Origin of the sequence: Cyclobacterium xiamenense (assembly GCF_900109255.1) — a bacterium.
Taxonomy (GTDB): Bacteria; Bacteroidota; Bacteroidia; order Cytophagales; family Cyclobacteriaceae; genus Cyclobacterium; species Cyclobacterium xiamenense.
In genome coordinates, this window is sequence record NZ_FNZH01000006.1 from 168858 (window position 1) to 189075 (window position 20218).

The 20218-nt window shown below is 50.9% G+C and carries 15 protein-coding genes; 4 read left to right on the plus strand and 11 right to left on the minus strand.

Annotated elements, in window-relative coordinates:
- The gene (locus BMW71_RS18020; protein WP_092177248.1) at positions 1-951 is read left to right on the plus strand and encodes a DUF4249 domain-containing protein; all 951 of its coding nucleotides are present in this window, start codon (positions 1-3) and stop codon (positions 949-951) included.
- 100 nt (positions 952-1051) lie between these two features.
- Here the strand turns inward: BMW71_RS18020 and BMW71_RS18025 are convergent, their stop codons facing one another.
- The 3 genes from BMW71_RS18025 to BMW71_RS18035 are packed head-to-tail and all read right to left on the minus strand — an operon-like array spanning position 1052 to position 5083.
- Positions 1052-2599: a sulfatase family protein gene (locus BMW71_RS18025; protein ID WP_092177250.1), complete on the minus strand. Its 1548-nt coding sequence runs from the start codon at positions 2597-2599 to the stop codon at positions 1052-1054.
- A gap of 6 nt (positions 2600-2605) precedes the next feature.
- Positions 2606-3658: a glycoside hydrolase family protein gene (locus tag BMW71_RS18030; RefSeq protein WP_244891213.1), complete on the minus strand. Its 1053-nt coding sequence runs from the start codon at positions 3656-3658 to the stop codon at positions 2606-2608.
- A 12-nt stretch (positions 3659-3670) separates the two neighbouring features.
- Positions 3671-5083 carry a Gfo/Idh/MocA family protein gene (locus tag BMW71_RS18035; protein WP_092177252.1) on the minus strand — a complete coding sequence of 471 codons (1413 nt, stop codon included), beginning with the start codon at positions 5081-5083 and terminating at the stop codon, positions 3671-3673.
- Between the two features lie 156 nt (positions 5084-5239).
- Here BMW71_RS18035 and BMW71_RS18040 point away from each other — a divergent pair, with 156 nt between their 5' ends.
- Both BMW71_RS18040 and BMW71_RS18045 read left to right on the plus strand, forming a co-directional pair.
- The gene (locus BMW71_RS18040) at positions 5240-6352 is read left to right on the plus strand and encodes a hypothetical protein (protein WP_143057677.1); all 1113 of its coding nucleotides are present in this window, start codon (positions 5240-5242) and stop codon (positions 6350-6352) included.
- 18 nt (positions 6353-6370) lie between these two features.
- Positions 6371-7246 carry a 3-keto-disaccharide hydrolase gene (locus BMW71_RS18045; protein ID WP_092177256.1) on the plus strand — a complete coding sequence of 292 codons (876 nt, stop codon included), beginning with the start codon at positions 6371-6373 and terminating at the stop codon, positions 7244-7246.
- A 124-nt stretch (positions 7247-7370) separates the two neighbouring features.
- Here BMW71_RS18045 and BMW71_RS18050 read toward each other — a convergent pair whose 3' ends face one another.
- From BMW71_RS18050 to BMW71_RS18090, 8 genes are all read right to left on the minus strand, one after another.
- Positions 7371-8738, minus strand: a complete 1368-nt coding sequence (locus tag BMW71_RS18050) for a D-arabinono-1,4-lactone oxidase (RefSeq protein WP_092177258.1) — start codon at positions 8736-8738, stop codon at positions 7371-7373.
- Positions 8739-8749: 11 nt separating this feature from the next.
- Entirely contained in the window at positions 8750-10168 is a 1419-nt protein-coding gene (locus BMW71_RS18055) for a Glu/Leu/Phe/Val family dehydrogenase (protein ID WP_092177260.1), read from the minus strand.
- 97 nt (positions 10169-10265) lie between these two features.
- Positions 10266-11723 carry a sulfatase family protein gene (locus tag BMW71_RS18060; protein WP_092177262.1) on the minus strand — a complete coding sequence of 486 codons (1458 nt, stop codon included), beginning with the start codon at positions 11721-11723 and terminating at the stop codon, positions 10266-10268.
- Between the two features lie 85 nt (positions 11724-11808).
- Positions 11809-12237 (minus strand): response regulator, encoded by a 429-nt coding sequence (locus BMW71_RS18065; RefSeq protein ID WP_092177264.1) that lies wholly within the window; start codon positions 12235-12237, stop codon positions 11809-11811.
- A gap of 668 nt (positions 12238-12905) precedes the next feature.
- Positions 12906-13865: an aldo/keto reductase gene (locus tag BMW71_RS18075; protein ID WP_092177268.1), complete on the minus strand. Its 960-nt coding sequence runs from the start codon at positions 13863-13865 to the stop codon at positions 12906-12908.
- 31 nt (positions 13866-13896) lie between these two features.
- On the minus strand, positions 13897-14853 hold the full coding sequence (locus BMW71_RS18080) for an aldo/keto reductase (protein ID WP_092177352.1): 957 nt from the start codon (positions 14851-14853) through the stop codon (positions 13897-13899).
- 284 nt (positions 14854-15137) lie between these two features.
- Entirely contained in the window at positions 15138-16595 is a 1458-nt protein-coding gene (locus BMW71_RS18085) for a DUF1501 domain-containing protein (RefSeq protein ID WP_092177270.1), read from the minus strand.
- 3 nt (positions 16596-16598) lie between these two features.
- Positions 16599-18983 carry a PSD1 and planctomycete cytochrome C domain-containing protein gene (locus BMW71_RS18090; RefSeq protein WP_092177272.1) on the minus strand — a complete coding sequence of 795 codons (2385 nt, stop codon included), beginning with the start codon at positions 18981-18983 and terminating at the stop codon, positions 16599-16601.
- A 459-nt stretch (positions 18984-19442) separates the two neighbouring features.
- On the opposite strand from BMW71_RS18090, the gene BMW71_RS18095 reads away from it, so the two are divergent.
- A complete protein-coding gene (locus BMW71_RS18095) occupies positions 19443-20018 on the plus strand; it encodes a DUF3244 domain-containing protein (protein ID WP_092177274.1) in 576 nt (191 codons plus the stop codon).
- The last annotated feature ends 200 nt before the right edge of the window (positions 20019-20218 follow it).

Here is a 20218-nt window from a genome sequence, read left to right on the forward strand (position 1 = left end):
ATGAAAAAAATGCTATATCTCTTATTGTGCAGCTCAATACTGTTATCCTGCGAGGACGACATCAGTATTGCTATCATCCGGGAGGAACCCAAGGTAGTATTGCATGCCTATTTTGAAAAAGAAAAGCCGATGACCGTGGACCTGGTACGATCCATTCCCGTTCCTGCTCAGGTAGATTACGACCGCGCACGTTACCACATTGCCGATGCCGAAGTAAACGTGTTTGAGAACGACGCGCTGCTGGGAACCATGACCCATGAGGGAGCGGGGGTATATGTGTTGGACCAAATTCCCACGGAAAATCGCATTTACAGTATTTCGGTGAAGGCTGAAGGACTGCCAGAGGTAACCACCAATGTTGAGGTATTACCAGCCAAGCCCAAAGTCAACGATCACCGTTATACTAAAAACAGCCCCTTAACCAACAGTCCGAATCCTTCAGTTGAGCATACCCTCACGCTCGAGAATACTCCAGGTCAGACAGCATACTACAAAATCAGTCTGGATATCCGGGCCATACATTATTCAAACGAAGAAATTCAGCGTGAGGAAACCATCAATTGGTACAGACTGGCCTCCGCTAATCCGCTCCTGAAGGATTATACTTGCCTGGATAACTGCTACGGCGACACGGGTAATAGGAAAGCGCTTTACTTCAGTAACGAAGCGTTTGCCGACAGCCCGGATATCACATTACAACTGACAACGGATTACTTTGAGGATTACGAGGTATCTTTCCCAAACGAAACTGTAAAAATAGAATACGCGCAGACCGTCCGGGTGTCCAAAATCTCAAAATCCATGATGGATTATGCCAGATCTATTTATGATAACAGCAACGCCAACCAGATTTTTCAGGAGCCAGTGACCATTTTGTCAAATGTAAGCGGTGGGTTCGGAATATTCGGTACGCTCAGCTCGGTAGATTTACCATTTCGGTTCACTGAATGATCCCGGGCTGAACACTATGCGAAGCGCCTACTCATTGTATTCCAGGTACTTCTTACGTTTGGGGTTGTCTCTAGGCGAACCCTATCTGAGTCCCGGCGGCTCACCGATCGACGATCCCCTCCAGCTGGGCTTTAAGCTCTTCTACCACCTGTGGATAATTCGCATATAGGTTGTCTCTTTCATAGGGATCTTCCCGGATTCGGTACAACTGCCCCTTGGGCCCGCCTTTCGCGGGCTTAAGCCGGGTTGGAGCGCTAAAGCCCCCCGAACCCAGCCCATCTATGTATTTCCATTCCGACGTCCGGATAGCAAACACACCGGAAGAGGAATGATGGACCATCTCAGTACGAGCCAGGTATTCCTTGTCTCCCTGCACTACCGGTAAAAAACTGTAGCTGTCCAGGGCCGCTCCTGCCGGTATCTTTTGATCCAGCAAGCCGGCCACCGTGGCGAAAAGATCGGTCAGACTGACTAGCCCGGGGTAAGTTGCTTTTTTCCGTATGCCCTTCGGCCAGGATAGCAGCAGCGGAACCCGGTGGCCACCATCCCAAGCATCGCCCTTCTGTCCCCGTACACCCCTATTCGAATCGTGACCATGCAACAAAATCTCTTCTTCCGGCCAATAGGCCCCATTGTCACTTGAAAAAATCAGAATGGTGTTTTCCAGCAAGCCCTGCGCGTGGAGCTGCTGCTTTATGCGGGCTACCACCTGATCGATATCCATGACAAAATCTCCGTACAGGCCAGCTCCCGATTTACCTGTATGCTCCTCCGAGGGAAGCCAGGGGGTATGGGGCCCGGTCAGTGGTACATACAAAAAAAACGGGGTGTCCGCCGATTGACGTTCGATAAAGGCCAGGCCCTGACTGGTAATTTCATCCAGGCAATCTTCCACCCGAAAGGAAGGGGCCATCTCTCCCTGCCGCCACCATACGCCTTTTTCCCAATACACGGCCTGATCGTTGCTGTGTTTCTTATCCCAGGAAAATTCCGTATTTTCCTTGCGTCTGGGGTACACGTCTGTCGTTAAAATCACTTCCGGATCCACCGTCCGGTGATTTTCCAAAAAAACGTAGGGAGGGATATCCAAAGATGCCGGGTGAATAAACGAATAATCGAAACCAAAGTCGTTGGGTCCGGTCCGAACCGGCTGGCTGTAATCCACATTGGAATGGCCACTTTCCACATCCAATACCGCAGCCTTGCCGTCCTTAGTGACCCATTCCAAACCCAGGTGCCACTTCCCGACGATAGCGGTGCGGTACCCGGCATTTTGAAGAAGTGTAGCCATGGTCATTCGGTCTGTGTCCATTACCGGGGGAGTAAATCCTCCGATTCCCCGGGCTGCTGCGGGCGTTCGGAAGGCGTATTCCCCGGTAAGCAGGCCGAAACGGGAGGGCGTACATACGGAGGCACTGGCATGGGCATTGGAAAAAGTAATGCCTTCCGCAGCCAGTGCATCCAAGGCAGGTGTTTCAATTTTGGACAAGGGATTCAGGGCCTTGATATCCCCGTACCCCATATCATCCGCAAAGATGATGACAATATTGGGGGGATTCTCCCTCGCATCCAGACCCTGAGCAAGGACATCTGTTCCCCAGAAAAGGATCAGGTACAGGAAAAAGCTAAAATTCAAGCAATTTTTCATGGGTTCTCAATTTAAAGGAACGGAAGTGGCCAGTGCAATCACCCGGCCCCGGTCTCCGACTGCATTGTAAAAATGATAGGTAATACCCTCCCAACGAATCACCCAGGGTTTGTGGGCGTACACGGCATCGTAGGGCTCGGAGGGCGCCACCAGGTCTTCCCCTTCCCAATCCGTCCAATGCAGCAGATCGTAGGAGCAGGCAAAGCGCTCAAAAGCCCCGGGTTTCCAGAAAGCGCCAAAGTAAAACATCACATATAGGTCATCTATCTTTACTACCTGCGCATCTCCGCAAATACCCTCTCCACGGGTGATAACTGGTTCTTCGCCGATCCGAGTCCAGTTTACCATGTCCTCCGACCCCGCCATGCCGATACTTTCATAGGCGGCGGTGTCCCCTTTGGCATTGTAATACATGACAAACCGGTACCCGGTCAATTGATCTTCATCGCGGATGACGTGGGATTTGTAGATTTTATCGTTTTCGAACCAGCGCGCGGGGGAGTCGCCAGGCAACAGTACCGGACTAGTGATCCGCTCCCATTCTTCGGCAAGGACCAGATTTTCCGATTTGGCCATACCCACACCCAGCGTACCGGCTTCATACCCCGCGGTGGCTCCACCGAGATACGACATCCAGTAGGTACCTGCATGGCGATGCACTTCGTTTCCGGCACCCCATTCGGTGTCGACGAGCGCCAGGTATCCGGCTTTTTGATTGGCATCCCAGGTATCCTTCGTAAAGGAAAGCAGCTTACCCAGCTCTTCCCAATCCAATAAATTACTGCTTTTGGCCAGCCAGGTCTCGTAGCCCGTTCCGTCAAAGACGATGTAGCTCATGTACCACTGATCGTCGTATCGGAAGACGGTGGGACTGTCTACCAGTTTGGTGGTATCGCTGTGCTGAAATACCACGCCGTATTTATAAGGGGTTTTGATCCGTTCGTACACCTCCTGCATGGTTTCCATAGAAACCTCCAATGGAAGCTGGGGGGAGGGCTTGCAGCAAACCCCTCCCCAGCAGCCTAGCGTAACCAGCAGAAATTGCTGAAAACGATTCATCAACAAGCCAATTTATAGCTTGTAATATTCCTCCCAGCCTTTTCGTGGCGGAACGCCTGCCAGCAACTGATTGGCCAGTGCGTGATTGGTGATTTGTTTGGACTCCCGGTCAAACGTCAAATGGGCCTTGAGTCGCTGTGAAAGAACACCCAGGGTAAATACCTGACTCAAGGGTCCGGCGATATCGAAAGAAGACCGGCATTTCTCCTCTCCCTTGCAGGCTTTCAGGAAATTGGCAAAGTGGTTGGAAGGGCTTTCCATAACTTCCGGGAGCTTCGAAGCCATGTCTTTGGCTGCTTCCTCGGGAATAATGGAAAGCGTGCTGCCGTGCGATCCGCCCTTAAAGGTAAGGTCTTTTCCGTAAATAATTTTTCCGGGGTTGAGCTTGGCCGGCTGCAGTTGTCCGTCACTCGGAGGAGGGATGTTCGGGTCCAATTCGGATACACCGTATCCTTCCGGTACCGGCGGGATGTTATTTTGCCCATCATACCAGGTAATGGTCATGGCAGGCATATCTCCTCGCTTGGGAAATTTGAACTCCAGGGTGGTTTCCATGGGAAAGAAGAAGGTATTATGACCATCCAATCGGGTAGGAATGATTTCTTCCGGAAGCCCTAAATCCAGGAATTCGTGGGCGGTATCCATGATATGCGCGCCCCAATCGCCCAAGGCACCCATGCCGAAATCGTACCAGCAGCGCCATTGTCCGTTCACCAGATCTTCGTTATAGGCGTGCTCATGAGCAGTGGTGTGCCAGGTATCCCAGTCCATCGTATCCGGTATGGGCTGCTTTTCGGGAAAGGAGATGATATTGGTGTCCCAACCGTGCCACCTCCTGCGACCGTTCATATGGGCCGTCATATTGGTGACATCTTTGATGATTCCTGCCTCTTTCCAGGCCTTAAATTGGAAATAATTGGCTTCCGAATGGCCCTGATTTCCCATTTGGGTGGCCACCTTGTATTTTTTGGCACCGTCCATCATTAGCTGCACTTCCTGAAAGGTACGGGCCATCGGCTTTTCTACGTACACGTGTTTGCCAAGCGACATGGCCAGCATGGTAATGGGAAAGTGAGAGAAATCAGGCGTACCTACGCTGACCGCTTCGATGTCCTTCCCCATTTTGTCAAACATTTCCCGAAAGTCCTTGAATCGGGGCACATTGGGAAACATTTTCATGACCTCCTCCGTGTGGGGCGCTCCCATGTCCACGTCGCACAAGGCCACAATGTTGGCCAGTCCTGTTTGGTAAAGCGATTTGGTGATGCTTCCACCTCGGTGACCGATACCGCAACAGGCGAGGTTTACTTTCTCGCTTGGTGCAATGTACCCCAGAGGCTTGCCCAAAACAAAGGATGGGATAATGGAAATACCGGCAGCTCCGAGGAGCCCGGACTTGATAAATTGTCTGCGTTTATCGTTCATTTATTTATTTGGTTATTTTGATCTGTTCGTCTCAAACGATCCCTGCACCCCGTCTCTAAAGAAACGGAAAAGGACGCATGAAGATAAACCATTTGTTGAGAATTTCGGGTAAAAATCACCGATTAGTTTCCCTGAAATGTTTGAAAAGGCTAAAAAATGCACGTAACTTTCGACATGAATTCTATTCGTTCCTTTATCTTACACGGGTTGGTTGCGTTCGTAGTCGTGGCCTGCGGGCCTGGAGATTTTGAGAAGCAATCCCGGTATACATTGGCCGTTTTAGATACCTTGTCGATTCCTTTTGAAGGAGAAATTCATGCCGCAGACTTTTTGGGAAACCGGGGTGTGCTTTACAACTACCGTTCCGGGACCTACCTGGCTTTCGATAGCACCGGAGCCGTGCTGGCCAGCAATTCGTTGCCTCCACAAGGCGATAACGGCCTGTTTTACGTCAATGGCTTAAAACTACTACCCAACGGGGAGCTATTCGCCCATTCGATCAAAGGAGAAATCGGCCTGCTCGACCAAAACCTACGCCTTCGGGAAAAGCGGCTGATGCCGTTCCCAAATGGGGTGGTGGACCTGAAACGGAACGTACAGATCATGGAGAAATGGAACGACGAGCTGTTATTGTTTTTTCCCGGAAGAGGAAACAAAAGCCCCTATGCGAAGGGATACTACCGGGACAATCACTTGCTGGAAAAGTTAGATTTGGTGACCGGCGAAACGGCCCCATTTTTACGGCTATCCCCCGAAAGTCAATACCAGCAGGACCTGCATTTTGAACCCTCCACTCCGCTAATCAGCCGGGCTGGTGATCACCTGTACCTTGCTTTCAACAAAGAGCCATTGATCCACCGATACAACCTTGCCGAGGAAGGGGCTTGGGAGGAAAGTGTACCGCTAGAGGCCGCGTCATTTGCACGGATAAAGGGCCAAACCCTTCCCCTGGGCAACGATGGCTCCATCCTGGCCGAAGGGGAGATTACGGGGCTGTTTGGCCTGGAAAACGGCTTCGCGGTAAGTTACTTTGAGGGCCTGTACCGGGACAGCCTGCCGCCAGCCGCTACCCTGCCCGGACAAGTAGTGAAATGGTATTTCCCGGAAAGCGGTTGGTCCGAGCCACTCGCCCTGCCAAAAGAGCTGTTGTTTCTGCTGAATTTTGAGGGACCGGACCAGCCGTTTTACGTACTACTCGATCCGGGCTATTTTCCAGATCGGATAAATGAAATGAAGATTCTTAAATTACATGTTCAACCCAGCTTGTGAAGCAGTTAATATACCAATATGACACCCACACGTACCAAAACCCAATTGCTGGCATTTCTCTTTGCCGGTAGCCTGGTGCTGGCCTGTTCGCCGCGCACCGAAACCGAAAAAGAAAGCCTGGATATCACTTCCGGCTGGCGCTCCCTTTTTAACGGGAAGGATATGGAAAACTGGCGAATAAAAATAGCCAAACACGAACTCGATGAAAACTATGCCAATACCTTTCGGGTAGAGGACGGTTTGCTCAAGGTCCGCTACGATGGCTACGAATCCTTTGACAGGCAATACGGGCATATTTTTTACGATGAGTCTTTTTCCCATTACCTGTACCGGGTGGAATACCGTTTTGTGGGCGAGCAAGCTCCCGAGGGAGAAGGCTGGGCGCTGCGAAACTCCGGCGTGATGCTGCACGGTCAGGATCCCGAAACCATGACCCGGGATCAGGATTTTCCGATTTCCATCGAAGGGCAATTACTGGGCGGAGACGGAGAAAATCCGCGCACCACGAGCAACTTGTGCACCCCGGGTACCAACGTGGTCATGAGCGGAGAGCTATTTACCCCGCACTGTACCAGTTCTTCCTCTAAAACCTATCATGGCGAACAGTGGGTAACTGCCGATTTTCTGGTGTTGGGGGATTCCATCATTCACCACATTGTGGAAGGAGACACAGTACTCACCTACCAGCAGCCCCAAATGGGCGGAGGCAACGTAAGCAACCACAATCCCGAGATAAAAAAAGATGGCCAATTGATTTCCGAGGGATTCATTTCGCTCCAGAGTGAAAGCCATCCCATTGATTTCAGGCGGGTGGAAATCTTTGATTTGGCTCCCTACAAGGACGATCCCGAAAAACTCGCAGAGGTGTTGGATCTATTAAAAACAGTCGAATAAGGGGTTTCAAAAAGCAAAAGCGGCGGTCTCTCCCACGGAAAGACCACCGCTGTATGTTGACTTTTACCTGGCATACCTGCAGTGCGTCCCATCTCTCTTTTTTCCGGTTGAAATGCCGCTTGCTTTATGTTTCACTCAGCAGTTTTTCTTGAAGAAAGGCATTTACAAACTTGCCGGAAGGATCCATTCGCTTCATCAGCGCGCGGAAGTCATCCATGCGTTCGTACCGATTCTGAAGGTAGCGGGGATCCAGGGTAAACAATTTCCCCCAATGAGGTCTGACCTGGAGCGGCCTTAACTTTTCCTCGATCCTTGGCAGGAGTTTCCGCACGTTTTCCCAATCCCGTTTCCAGGTAAAGTGCAGGGCGATGCTGTCCCGCTCGTAAGCCGGGCTTAACCACAGCGAATCTTTTTGTATGGACCTTACCTCAGAAACCAGCAAGTACGGAAAAATCGTTTCTCCCATCGCAAACAATGCAGCCAGCGCTTCCACTGCCCGGTCCCGGGGAACAAAATATTCCGATTGAAGTTCCTCTCCACTGCTGGGCATAAAATCCATCTTGAAGTGCGGCAAACGCTCGTGCCAGGGTCCTGACAGGCCCATTTGTTCGGTACAGTTTACCGCAGAGATTTCCTTGATGGGATGCAAATGGTCCCTGGCCAATGTTGCCCCAAAACGTTCCTCCCGCATGGCATCCTCTTCCAGATCCCCTGCTTTCTGTTTGATCCAGAGTTGATTAAAGCGATTTTTTTGCCAATCTGTAAACAAACTTACGCTGTATCCGGAAGAAAAAACGGCATCAAAATTACCGGCCAATTGCTCAAATGGCAGGTTTTCGTAAACGTACTGCCGAATGGAAAAGGTAGGTTGAATCGAAAGCGAAATTCGGGTAACAACCCCCAAGGCGCCCAAATGGACAACGGTCCCCTGAAATTCCTCCGGATTATTCTCCCTGCTGAGTTCGGTGATTTCCCCATCGGCTTTCATCAGGCTCATGGACGTAACGGCGGTAGACAGGTTGCCATTGGCATCACCGGACCCGTGCGTACCGGTGGCGCAGGCACCCGCGACCGAAATATGCGGCAGGGAAGCCAGGTTGTGCAGCGCAAAGCCCTGCTCCTCCAGCTTTCGAGCCAGGACACCGTAAGGCACCCCCGCATTCATGCTAACAGTGCCCCGGGCAGCATCCACTTGAATGTCCGCCTCCAGCTGATCCAGCGCCACCTGCTGGTGTTTGCTATCCGCGATAGCATTAAAGGAATGCGCGGTACCCAACACCTTTAGCCTGGACGATGTTTTGATACGTTGCCGGAGGGCATCCCGGTCCGTGGGCTTGTCCAAATTGGCGGTACTATACCGCAGGTTTCCCGCCCAGTTGAACCGCTCGGGATCAGTCTGCGAACGGGGTTGCGAATCACATGCTACCATGGGCAAAATCAGGTTGGTTCCAAGGACAAGAGAGGTGTTTTTTAAGAATTTCCTTTTTTTCATCCGGGAAAAAATTACGGGAAAATTCCCAGATCCATGTAGGAGATGGAGATACGTTCCAGCGCGACGATAAAGCCTGCGGTTCGCAGGTCCTTGATATTTTTTTCCTTGCGCACACCATTCATGTGATGGTAGGCGGTTACCATGGTTTCTTCCAAACCCGAATTGACAAGGTCCCGCTCACTTGCTCCCCGAACGATCAGTTCCTTCTGTTGCTCGCTAAACGAATCCCCCGTCGCCTTTTCGATGGTTTCCAACAGCGCATCGTATTTCTTCATGTCGTACCGCTTTTCGAGTTTTCCAAAAGAAACCCGGGATAGGTTTTTCAACCACTCGAAATAGGAAACGGTCACCCCTCCCGCATTCAGGTACATATCGGGAATGACCATGATCCCTTTTTCAAGGAGAATGTTGTCGGCATCCTGGGTTACCGGACCATTTGCGGCTTCGCCTATGATTTTCGCCTGAACCTTATCCGCATTATCCAGGGTAATCTGGTTTTCAAGGGCAGCCGGTATCAAAATATCGCAGGGATAGGTCAGCATGGATGCGGCATTCTCAACAAACGTTCCCTTTTTATAACCCAAAAACCCCTTGTTCACCAGTTGATAGGTTTTGATTTCCTCTACATCAATGCCGTCTTCGTTCCAAATACCACCGTTGTATTCCGCAATGCCAATGATTTTGGCGCCGGCTTCCTGCAAGTATTTTGCCGAATAGTACCCGACATTTCCAAAACCCTGAACGATGATTTTCTTTCCGGCCAATCCCACGCCGAGACCCAGTGCTTCCATATCTTCACGCACGCTGACAGCTTCGCGGATTCCAATAAACACTCCCATACCGGTGGCCTCTGTCCGACCCTCAATGCCGTGTTGGGAAAGGGGTTTGCCCGTCACGCATCCCTTGGCGTTGATCACCTCGGGATTAAACGCCTCAAATGTATCAACTATCCAGGCCATCTCCCGGCTGCTGGTTCCGTAATCCGGCGCGGGAACATCGATGGCCGGACCGATAAATTTCTTTTTTATCAACTCGGAGGTATACCTTCGGGTGATTTTCTCCAGTTGATCGGTGGTGTATTTTGTTGGGTCAATGGTGACGCCTCCTTTGGCACCGCCATACGGGATATTTACCAGCGCGCATTTGTACGTCATCAGTGCGGCCAGGCCCTTTACCTCTTCTTCATTCACAAAACTGCTGTAGCGAATTCCCCCTTTCACAGGCAATTTATGATGGGAATGCTGCACGCGGTATCCTTCGATAACCTGGTAGGTCCCATCCCCGTTTCGAAGGGGGAAATTAAACTTGTACACGCTGTTGCATTGTTTGATCTGATCCAAAAGTCCCGGATGGATATCCATGTGACTGGCAGCGTGGTCCACCACTTTGCACACATCTTCAAAAAGACTGTATTCCTGCTGTTTTACCATAAAATTTTTTTTCGTTAAAGGTTCCTGTTAATTTTCTAGTTACCCGACCGCAATGAGTGTGCCTAATCTTCTAAAGGCAAGCCACCCTTCAAACCTGCTAGTTATCGGTAGCGGTAAGCTGGCCGGGTGGGCGATTAGTTGCTCCGGTCCTATTTTGCAGGGCATCTCCCATATCTTCCCTGGCTCGCTCGGCGAGCTGCATCATTTCTTCCACTACTTCCGGATACTGCCCGGCAAGGTTTTGGCTTTCACCAGGATCGCTGGAAAGATCGTATAATTCCGGCTGGTCCAGTTCCACCATTTCATACCGGGTCGGCGTGCCGTCGTTCGGCAATTCGCTGCTTGCCGGAAGAGATCGGTAACGATGGGGAAAAACCAGTTTCCAGTTATCCATAATCAGCGCCTGCAGTTCGTTACGGTTATAGTAAATGTAATAGGCGTCGTGGGGAGAAACTGCTCCCGGTTCCTGCGCAAGCAAGGGCCAGATATTTTTTCCATCAATTTTTTTCTCCGGTAGATCGGCGCCGGTGAGGTGGGCAAGTGTGGGTAGCAAATCTATGGTCATGACCGGTTGGTCCATCACTTTTCCGGCGGGGATTTTTCCGGGCCATTTGATGATTCCCGGTACGCGAACTCCACCTTCCCAGGAGGTGCCTTTGCCTTCTTTTAGGTGTCCAGCACTACCGGAATGGGTCCCATATGAAAGCCAGGGACCATTATCGGAGGTAAAAATCACCAGCGTATTGTCCGATAGGCCATGCTTTTGCAGCGCCGCCATCACCTGACCAACCGACCAGTCGATTTCCATAATAACATCGCCGTACAATCCATTTTCGGATTTGCCTTTGAATTTATCGGAGACAAACAAGGGAACATGCGGCATGCTGTGCGCCAGGTAAAGGAAAAAGGGGCCATCCTGCTTACGCGCAATAAAATCCACCGCACGTTCCGTGTACCAGGTGGTGAGCATGGTTTGATCGTCCAGCGTATCGATGACCGATTCGTTCTCGTAAAGGGGAAGCGGGGGGTAGAAATTAGGCCGTTCCGGATGATAGGGCCACATATCGTTGGAATACGGCAAGCCAAAAAACTCATCAAACCCCTGCCTGGTGGGTAAAAAGGGAGGCTTATGCCCCAAATGCCATTTTCCGATGATTCCGGTGGCGTATCCCAGTGGCTTTAGCACCTCGGCCAGGGTCTCCTCCTCCGGATTCAGCCCATGCTGGCTCTCGTGGGACAACGCACCGAATATTCCCAGCCGGTTCGAATAACAACCGGTAAGCAGGGCTGCCCGGGAAGCCGAACAGACCGCATTGGCCACATGAAAATTGGTCAACTTCGTCCCTTCATTCGCCAGTTGGTCCAGGTTCGGGGTCTCGTAACCCTGTGCCCCAAAAACACCAAGATCGGCATAGCCCTGATCATCGGTAAAAATAAGTACAATATTGGGAAGCGACGTATCCGTACCGGACTCCTCGTTTTGACTGCCACAGGCCACTAAAAAACAGAGTAAAAGTAACCGGGGCAAGCGTGTCGTGAATTTGTTTTGCGTCATGGGTATATGGTTGATTGACAAAATTTAGCAATCTCAAACGACTTAACAAAACCCAACGCTGCTCGATACAAGCCTGTTTAGCGAATTAAACGGAAGGCAATGCAGCGATGTTGAGCCAAAATTGCTCAATCGTACTGATGGCATCTAAAAAATCCCCCACCTCTACAGGTTTGGTAATGTAACAGTTGGCATAATTCTCGTAGGACAGGTCAATGTCTCTTTTCGAGGACGAAGTAGTCAGCATGATTACCGGAATTTTCTTGTACAATTCGTGATTTTTCAATTCTCCAAGAACTTCGTGGCCGCTTTTTTTTGGTAGGTTTACGTCCAGAAGAATTAAATCCGGCGTGAGGCAGGTTTCGAAGCCTCTGTTTTTACAGACAAAATCCAGCGCCTCCTGACCGTCCCGCGCGATGCTTATCCGATCGATAAACTTGCTTTCTTCCAACGCCTCCGTCGTCAAAAAAATATCCCCTTCGTTATCCTCTACCAATAAAACGTGCACCAATCTCATAACGTTATCCAAGTGTGTTAAATGATCGTGTAGTATCGACTCTTCCTCAGCATATAGTAGTCAAAGTGATTTTTTTCAACGCTCCTTACAAATCTATTAAATATAAGGGATTAGATGTACTGATTTGATAAAAAATTCAGTAGACCCAACGGGTGCGCTAGCGGACCCGGAATCGCGCTTGATCGGTAAATAAATGAAGATCGATCGCTGATACGCTTATTCCGCATCCGTCCACCTTTGCAAGACACATCCTGAACAGCTCCCGTTAGTGTCGGCTGCTTTTACCGGTTTCATTGGTTTTGTGCCGTTCATCCAGAAAGCAACTACCTATCCCGAAGATCTCACGCACAAATTTCCCAGGTGCTTGTCAGCTTGCTCGTTGGCTGGCACCTGTGCCTGTGCTTTGTTCGATACCCGGAGCGCGGGAGCCGCTCCCTAACAGGCTCTTCATTTTCATCTAATTGCAACGTTATATCCGCAGTCGGTTTGCTGTGCGAAACCCTTGAGGTCATTTTTCGGCACAGCGTTTATTTCATTGCTCCCCACACCGGCCAAAAAAAGCATCCACCCGAGGAAAGGATGGATGCGTACGCATTATTCAGCCTTTGGGTACCAACGACCCATTTTCCGAATCCGGGATACCTTAAGGCTCATTTGTTGTACCTAAATCAAACGGGTTCCCAAAGATCAGACTGGCTGTAGGGACTTCCAGGGACCTCGGTAAAAAACGTTCCGTCGATGTACCGATGCCGCTCAAGGATTCCCGCGATGGCCTGCATGTCTGCCGCATCCAATTGAAGCGAGGCCGCTTGCAGGTTTTGGTGGATCCGTTCCTTATTCACCGATTTGGGGATTACCACAATATCGCGATGAAGCGACCAGGCGATCAGTACCTGTGCGACGGTCGCTTCGTGCTTTTCTGCCAGTTTCCGGAACAGCGGGTGCTCCAGCAACACGGGGTCATCGGCTTTCTTTCGTGCTTTGGGCCGGTCTGCGGAACCCAACGGGGAGTAGGCGGTTACCTGTAGTCCATTTTCTTTACAAAAGGTCACCAACTCATTTTGGGGAAGGTAAGGATGCAATTCAATCTGGTTCATTTCGGGCGTTACCTGACAGGATTCAAGCACTTCGGTGATTTTCTTCTGGTTAAAATTTGAGACACCGATGTGCCTGGCTTTCCCTGCCCGCTTCAAGGCTTCCATGCCGGCCCAGGTATCGGCAAGAGGAACCTGCTCGTAATTGAGGAAGTCCTCCCCTTTTTCCGGGAACATGACATGGGTCTTTAGCGAAACGGGCCAATGAACGAGGTACAGGTCCAGGTAGTCCAGTTGCAGATCACTTAACGTGCGCTTCAATCCTTCTGCCACCTGATCCTTTTCGTGCGCATTGTTCCACAATTTGGAGGTAACAAACACCTCTTCTCGTTTGACCAGGCCTTCTCCAAATGCTTTTTTCAACGCATTTCCTACTTCCTTCTCGTTTTGGTACACGGCGGCACAGTCGATGTGCCGGTAGCCGGCTTCAAGCGCCCACAAGACCGCCTGGTATACTTCTCCCGGAGCAGATTTCCAGGTACCCAGTCCTAGCATAGGCATTTGATCGCCGTTTTCAAACGTTACGTATTTCATGTTTTTTCGATTTAGGTAATTATCTGATCGTCTATAAATATTCTTCCCAAAGATCGGCGTACGTAAAAGGACTGCCGTTGCTTACCCAGGCTGGCCCGGGCGTATACCGATAAGGGCCCTCCAGCTGGTTGATCCGTGCAATATCCGCTTCATCCAATTGCAGCTTGGTGGCTTCAAAGTTCTCCGCAATACGGGCTGGATTAACCGATTTGGGCACCACTGAGGTGTTCCTCTCCAAAGCCCATGCCAAAGCCACCTGCGCCACTGTTGCCTGATGTTTAGAAGCGATCTCCTTTAGGGTGTTATCCTCGAGAAGAATGGGAAAATCTACCTCCTTGGCAGCTACCCGGTAGGCCGCTCCCAGCGGACCGTAGCCGGTAAGCAACATGGAATGCTCGTCGCAATAAGCTTTTAGTTTATTTTGGGGCAGGTACGGGTGCAATTCCACCTGATTCAATTCGGGTTGTTTGTTGGCCGACTCCCGAATTTCACGCAGTTTTTGGGTATTAAAATTGGAAACACCAATGTGCCGGGTAAGGCCTTTTTCCAGCACTTCTTCCAGGCCCTCCCAGGTCTCGGTAAGGGGTGCTTCCTCATAGCTCAAAAAATCTTCTTTTTTGGACGGAAAATCCACCCCTTTCCGGACGGCTACCGGCCAATGCAACAGGTACAGATCCAGGTAGTCGAGTTGCAGGTCGACCAGCGTTTGTTCGATGGAAGGCAGCACATCCGCTTTGAGATGCCTGTCGTTCCATAGCTTGGAGGTAACCCATACCTCTTCCCGGCGGACCCAGCCTTCATCAAATGCGGTCGCCAGCGCATCCCCGATTTCTTTTTCATTCTTGTAAATGGACGCACAGTCGATGTGCCGGTATCCGACTTTCAGCGCCTGCAACACGGCCTCGAATACTTCATTTGGCTTGGATCTCCAGGTGCCCAATCCCAGCGCAGGCATGGCATCGCCATTGGCAAATACTAGTTTTTTCATAAGTTTGTAATTTGCATGTTTATAGTCCATATGGAATCTCCCTTGGTGTCACGTCGATACCCTTCGGCCCACTCCAAGGAGTGATGTTCTCATCATGCCCGCCTACCCGCCAGGCAGGCTCGATTTCATGAAATGAATTGGTACTCTGAAAATTAGCAGATAAGATGGTTTCTAAGCGGGTAAAATGCGGCTTTTTTCGAGCAATCCCAAATTTAAACCGCTTGATTTTTGGCTCGAAATCGCTCCTGTTGACGGACGCAAGGGGTACAGGCGCCCCTCGGGCATCATACCAAAATGTCCGGAACTACCTTTCCCGAAACATCCGTCAGGCGGAACTTTCTGCCCAGGTGCCTGTAAATCAAGCGCTCGTGGTCCAAGCCCAGGAGGTGCAGCACGGTTGCCTGAAAGTCGTGCACGTGTACTGGGTTTTCGGTAATGTTGTACCCAAACTCGTCCGTGGCGCCGTAGACCATACCGGGCTTCACGCCCCCTCCTGCCATCCAGATACTGAAGCACCTGGGGTGATGGTCGCGGCCATAATTTTCTTTGGTTAGTTTCCCCTGAGAATAGTTGGTGCGGCCAAATTCCCCTCCCCAGATTACCAGGGTTTCGTCCAGTAACCCCCGTTGTTTCAGGTCCTTGATCAAAGCCGCAGAGGGTTGGTCCACGTCTTTCGCCTGCACCGTCATCTCGGAAGGAAGGTTTCCGTGCTGGTCCCATCCCTGATGGTACAATTGCACAAAACGGACACCGTTTTCTGACAATTTTCTGGCCAGCAGGCAATTGGCTGCAAACGTTCCCGGTTTGCGGCTATCCGCTCCATACATATCAAAGATGCGGTCGGGTTCTTTGGAAAGATCGGTGGCTTCGGGCACGGCCGTCTGCATACGAAAGGCCATCTCGTACTGGGCCACCCGGGCCTGAATCTCCGGATCGCCGGTGCGTTGAAAGGCCATTTGATTCAGCTCGGACAGATGGTCGAGCATTTTTCTCCGTTCGGAGGGGCGCATTCCTTCCGGGTTGCTCAGATAGAGCACCGGATCCTCCCCATTGCTAAACTGTACGCCCTGATGAGTAGCCGGCAAAAAGCCATTGTTCCAAAGTTTCGAATACACGCCCTGCCCATTGCCCTTGCCTTTGGAGAGCAAGACGGTAAACGCCGGAAGGTTGCTGTTTTCACTCCCTAACCCGTAGCTCAGCCAGGAACCCATGCTCGGCCGATTGCCCTGCTGGGCTCCCGTTTGGAAAAACGTAAGCGCCGGATCGTGGTTGATGGCCTCTGTATGCATGGACTTGATGATGCAAATATCGTCTACAATGCCCGCTGTATGGGGAAAAAGTTCACTAATCCAGGCCCTTGCTTCGCCATATTGCTGGAAATTGGTAAAGGATCCAACCAAAGGAAAGGAATTTTGGCTGGACGTCATACCGGTCAACCGCTGCCCCATCCGGATGGACTCGGGCAACTCCTCCCCCCACATTTCCCGGAGTTTTGGCTTGTAGTCAAAGGATTCCAACTGGGAGGGCGCTCCGTTTTGAAACAGGTAAATAACCCGTTTGGCTTTGGGTGCAAAGTGGGGGATCCCCAGGGAGCCCGGGGATTCGCCAATACCACCATTGCCCCGGAATAAATCCGGAATCAACAGCGATCCTAAAGCGGCACTTCCCAAGCCAAGGCTCATTTTGGAAAGAAAATGCCTGCGGTTCATGTGAAGCCGGTGTTCCAATAGTTCCTTTTCCATACCTCAGGATTTGGTGATCGTTTCTTCTAAATTGTAAAGCAGGGAAATTACCTGCATCAAGGCAGCTCTTTCCGTAATGGGCAAGGACGGACTCAAGGGATACTCCCCAACGGCGAGCAATTGCTCTGCCCGTGCTCCGTCGGCCTCAAATGCCTCGAAAAAAGTCCGGTAGTTCTCCTCAAGGATGAGCCTTTCCGCTGTTTCCGGCTTTCTGCCCAGAATCCGGTAAAATGCATTTCCAATCAACTCGGGTACCGGTTGCTGACTTTCCAGCAAGCGCTCGGCAAGTACCCGGGATGCCTCCAAAACAACGGGGTCATTCATCATGACAAGTGCCTGCAAGGGCGTATTGGTCTTCAATCGCTCTACTTCGCAGGCATCCCGGTTGCTGGCATCGAACAGCATCATGCTGGGCGGAGGGACCGTGCGTTTGATAAACGTATACAATCCCCTTCGGTAGAGGTATTTACCGGTATCTTGCTGATACCTGGACAGGTTTCCCCTGCCAGAGGTTGCTGCTTCCCAAAGTCCTTCGGGTTGGTAAGGCTTTACACTGGGACCGCCAATTTCCGGAACCAGCAGCCCACTGCTGGCGAGTACCAGGTCCCGAATTCCTTCGGCAGGAAGGCGCTGCCGGGGAAAGCGAGAAAGCAAGCGGTTTTCGGGATCCCGTTCCAGTTTTTCTGCCGTGACCTGAGAGGACTGCTGATAGGTCGCCGAAAGAACGATCGTTCGGAGCAGTGCCTGTATGTCCCAGCCACTTTCGATAAAATCCACTGCCAGCCAATCCAGCAATGGTTGGTTGACCGGTAAGTTCCCCTGCATCCCAAAGTCGCCGGGGGTGCTTACGAGTCCCTGCCCGAATAGCTCCTGCCAGATGCGGTTTACAAACACCCGGGCGGTCAATGGGTTTTTCGGATCAAATAGCCATTTTGCCAGACCCAACCGGTTTTTTGGTAGCTGTTCCGGAAAGGGCAAGATCGCTTCGGGTACTCCCGGCGACACCTTTTCCAATGGGGCATCGTACATGCCCCGGTCCAGCAAATAGGTTTGTCGTGTACTGTCAGGTTCCCCCATTACCGACACCTTTAGAACATTGGACTCCGCAAGCAGGGAATTGTAGTTGGCCCCTTTTCCCATATTGGCCAGCAAGGCCTGCACCCTTCGGGAACTATCGGGCAGGTTTACAAAATGCAGAATATCGGAAACATCCGCCTCTGAAATCTCCAGCATGGGTAATTTCGCCGGACTTTTCTTGGAGAAGCCAGGCGTAGACTCTTCCATGCCCCATTCGGCAACGGTGTTAAAAAAGGCATAGGTTTGAAAATATTCCTTTTGGGAAATGGGGTCGTATTTGTGATCGTGGCACTGCGCGCATTCCAGGGTAATTCCCAGCAGTGCCTTACCGAGGGTGTTGGTCCGGTCCACGGCATACATGACCCGGTATTCCTCGTCTATGGCTCCGGACTCCTCGGTTATTTTGTGGTTTCGGTTAAAAGCAGTGGCCAGCACCTGTTCCTTCCCCGCATCCGGCAGTAGGTCCCCAGCCAGTTGCCAGGTGACAAAGCGGTCATACGGCATGTTTTGGTTAAACGCATGGATTACCCAATCCCTCCAGGGCCATTGGGTACGGTAATAGTCGTCCTGATACCCATGAGAATCCGCATAGCGGGACAGGTCCATCCAATGGATAGCCATTTTTTCTCCGAAGGCCGGATTGGCAAACAAGCTATCCAGCAAGGCATCCAGATCCAGTTCGGCGGTTTCAACTTGATCCAAAACCGCAGGCGGTGGCGGTAATCCAATGATATCCAAATACACCCTACGTAGTAAACTCCGTTTATCTGCCGATTGATTCGGCGTCAACCCTTGTTCCCGCATGCCTTTCAACACAAAATAATCCACTTCATTTTGCGCCCATCCCAGATCATCTGCGGGCAAAGCTGCCTTGACCGGGGGCACGAAGGCCCAATGCGGTTCGTAAGCGGCTCCCTGACGGATCCATTTTTCGATCAAACGGACCTGATGGTCCGTGAGACTCAAATTGGAAGAAGGGGGAGGCATCCGCTCGGAGGAATCGGTGCTGACCGTCCGCAAATACGCCTCCGATGCCTGCGGGTCGCCCGGAACCAATGCATGTCGCCCGGGTTGTTCTTTCAAGGCAGCATAGGCATCCGTTTCCCGGTCCAGTCGCAAGCCCGCTTCCCGTTTGTTGGCATCCGGCCCGTGGCAGGCAAAACAGTTTTCGGATAAGATAGGCCGGATGTGCAGGTTGTAACTAACCGTTTCCGGAATGTCGGCAAGACCTTGGCTGGAATCGCTGCTGCAACTGAGCATCCAACTACTCAAGCCAAACCAAACTGCTATACGTGTAATCCCTCCAATCATGTGTTTAAAATTAGGCAATTACCTGTGAATTACAAATATAACCAAATCGCCTTTCACAATCCCGACCGCTCGTAACGTATCCAATCGCTCCTTTTCTAGGGTTAGTCGGATCCGGCAACCTCGTATCCGTACAGCGCCTGTTCGTAAACGAACACCAAAAACGGAAAAATCAACGAAAAAAAAAGCGGTAACTTTTTTCTGAAAAAAAAACAATTCGAGCAGAAACGAATGTATGGCCCGTAGGGCGCCCCATTTCTGCTCGGTACCGGACAGATTCGTTCAGATCTGTTCAAAAAGCGGACAACCTACCCGCATTTTTCCGCATGCCAGACTCACCGTACATACGCCAGACCGGCTAGATTGTGGTTTTGGCCTGTCGTTCGCAGCTGGCAAAGGAGCAAAACAAATCGAATGCATCCATTAAATCCTTAGCATTTAACCGTATAAACCGTAAATCCCATGAAAACGCTACTCACACTTCTTCTCAGCAGTACCCTATCTTTCGCTTCTCTGGCCAGCCCGACCGTAGAAATGTTAAAAGAAAACACCCGCATCGAAACCAAAGGGCAGTTGGTACAGGTACATTTCACATCCGCCATGGAAGACGTGGTGCTGCGCCTCACCGATAGGTATGGAAAAACCCTTTTCAAAGCCAATTATACAACCAGGGAACCGGTAGTAATTCCCATAAACTTGTCTCAGATCCAGGAAGGCAACTACGTACTGCACGTAATTGGCGAAAACGGAAGCAACCAATACGAATTGGAAAACCGGAAAGAAGCGTCCCTACCGCTTATGGCCTACGGTAAAAAAATCGGCCCCAATACTCTTTCTCTTTTGGTAGTTGGCCTGGAAAAGCCCGGAACCAGGGTTACATTCTTCGACGCCTCCAACAAGTTGTTGATGCAGGAAACCATCGACGAACCGAAGGGTTTTCGAAAAAATTACGTATTCGATAAATTTCCGGTGGAAGAACTAACGCTGAAAGTCACCGATTCTCAGGGCAGGGAGAAATACATTCGTTTTCAAGATTAATTTGAAAACATTCCGGAAACGGTCAAAGGGTCCTTCTACAGCGGACCCTTTTTTTATTTGCCCGTTAGATCCTTCCCATGCGCTTCTCTAACCTCCTTTCCCCTTCCTGTTTTACCTTCCCAAACCGTACGATGCCAGAAAAATCCCCAGGCTGATGGCTAAAAAACGACCACCGAAGCCCTCCGCAATAAAGGAACACC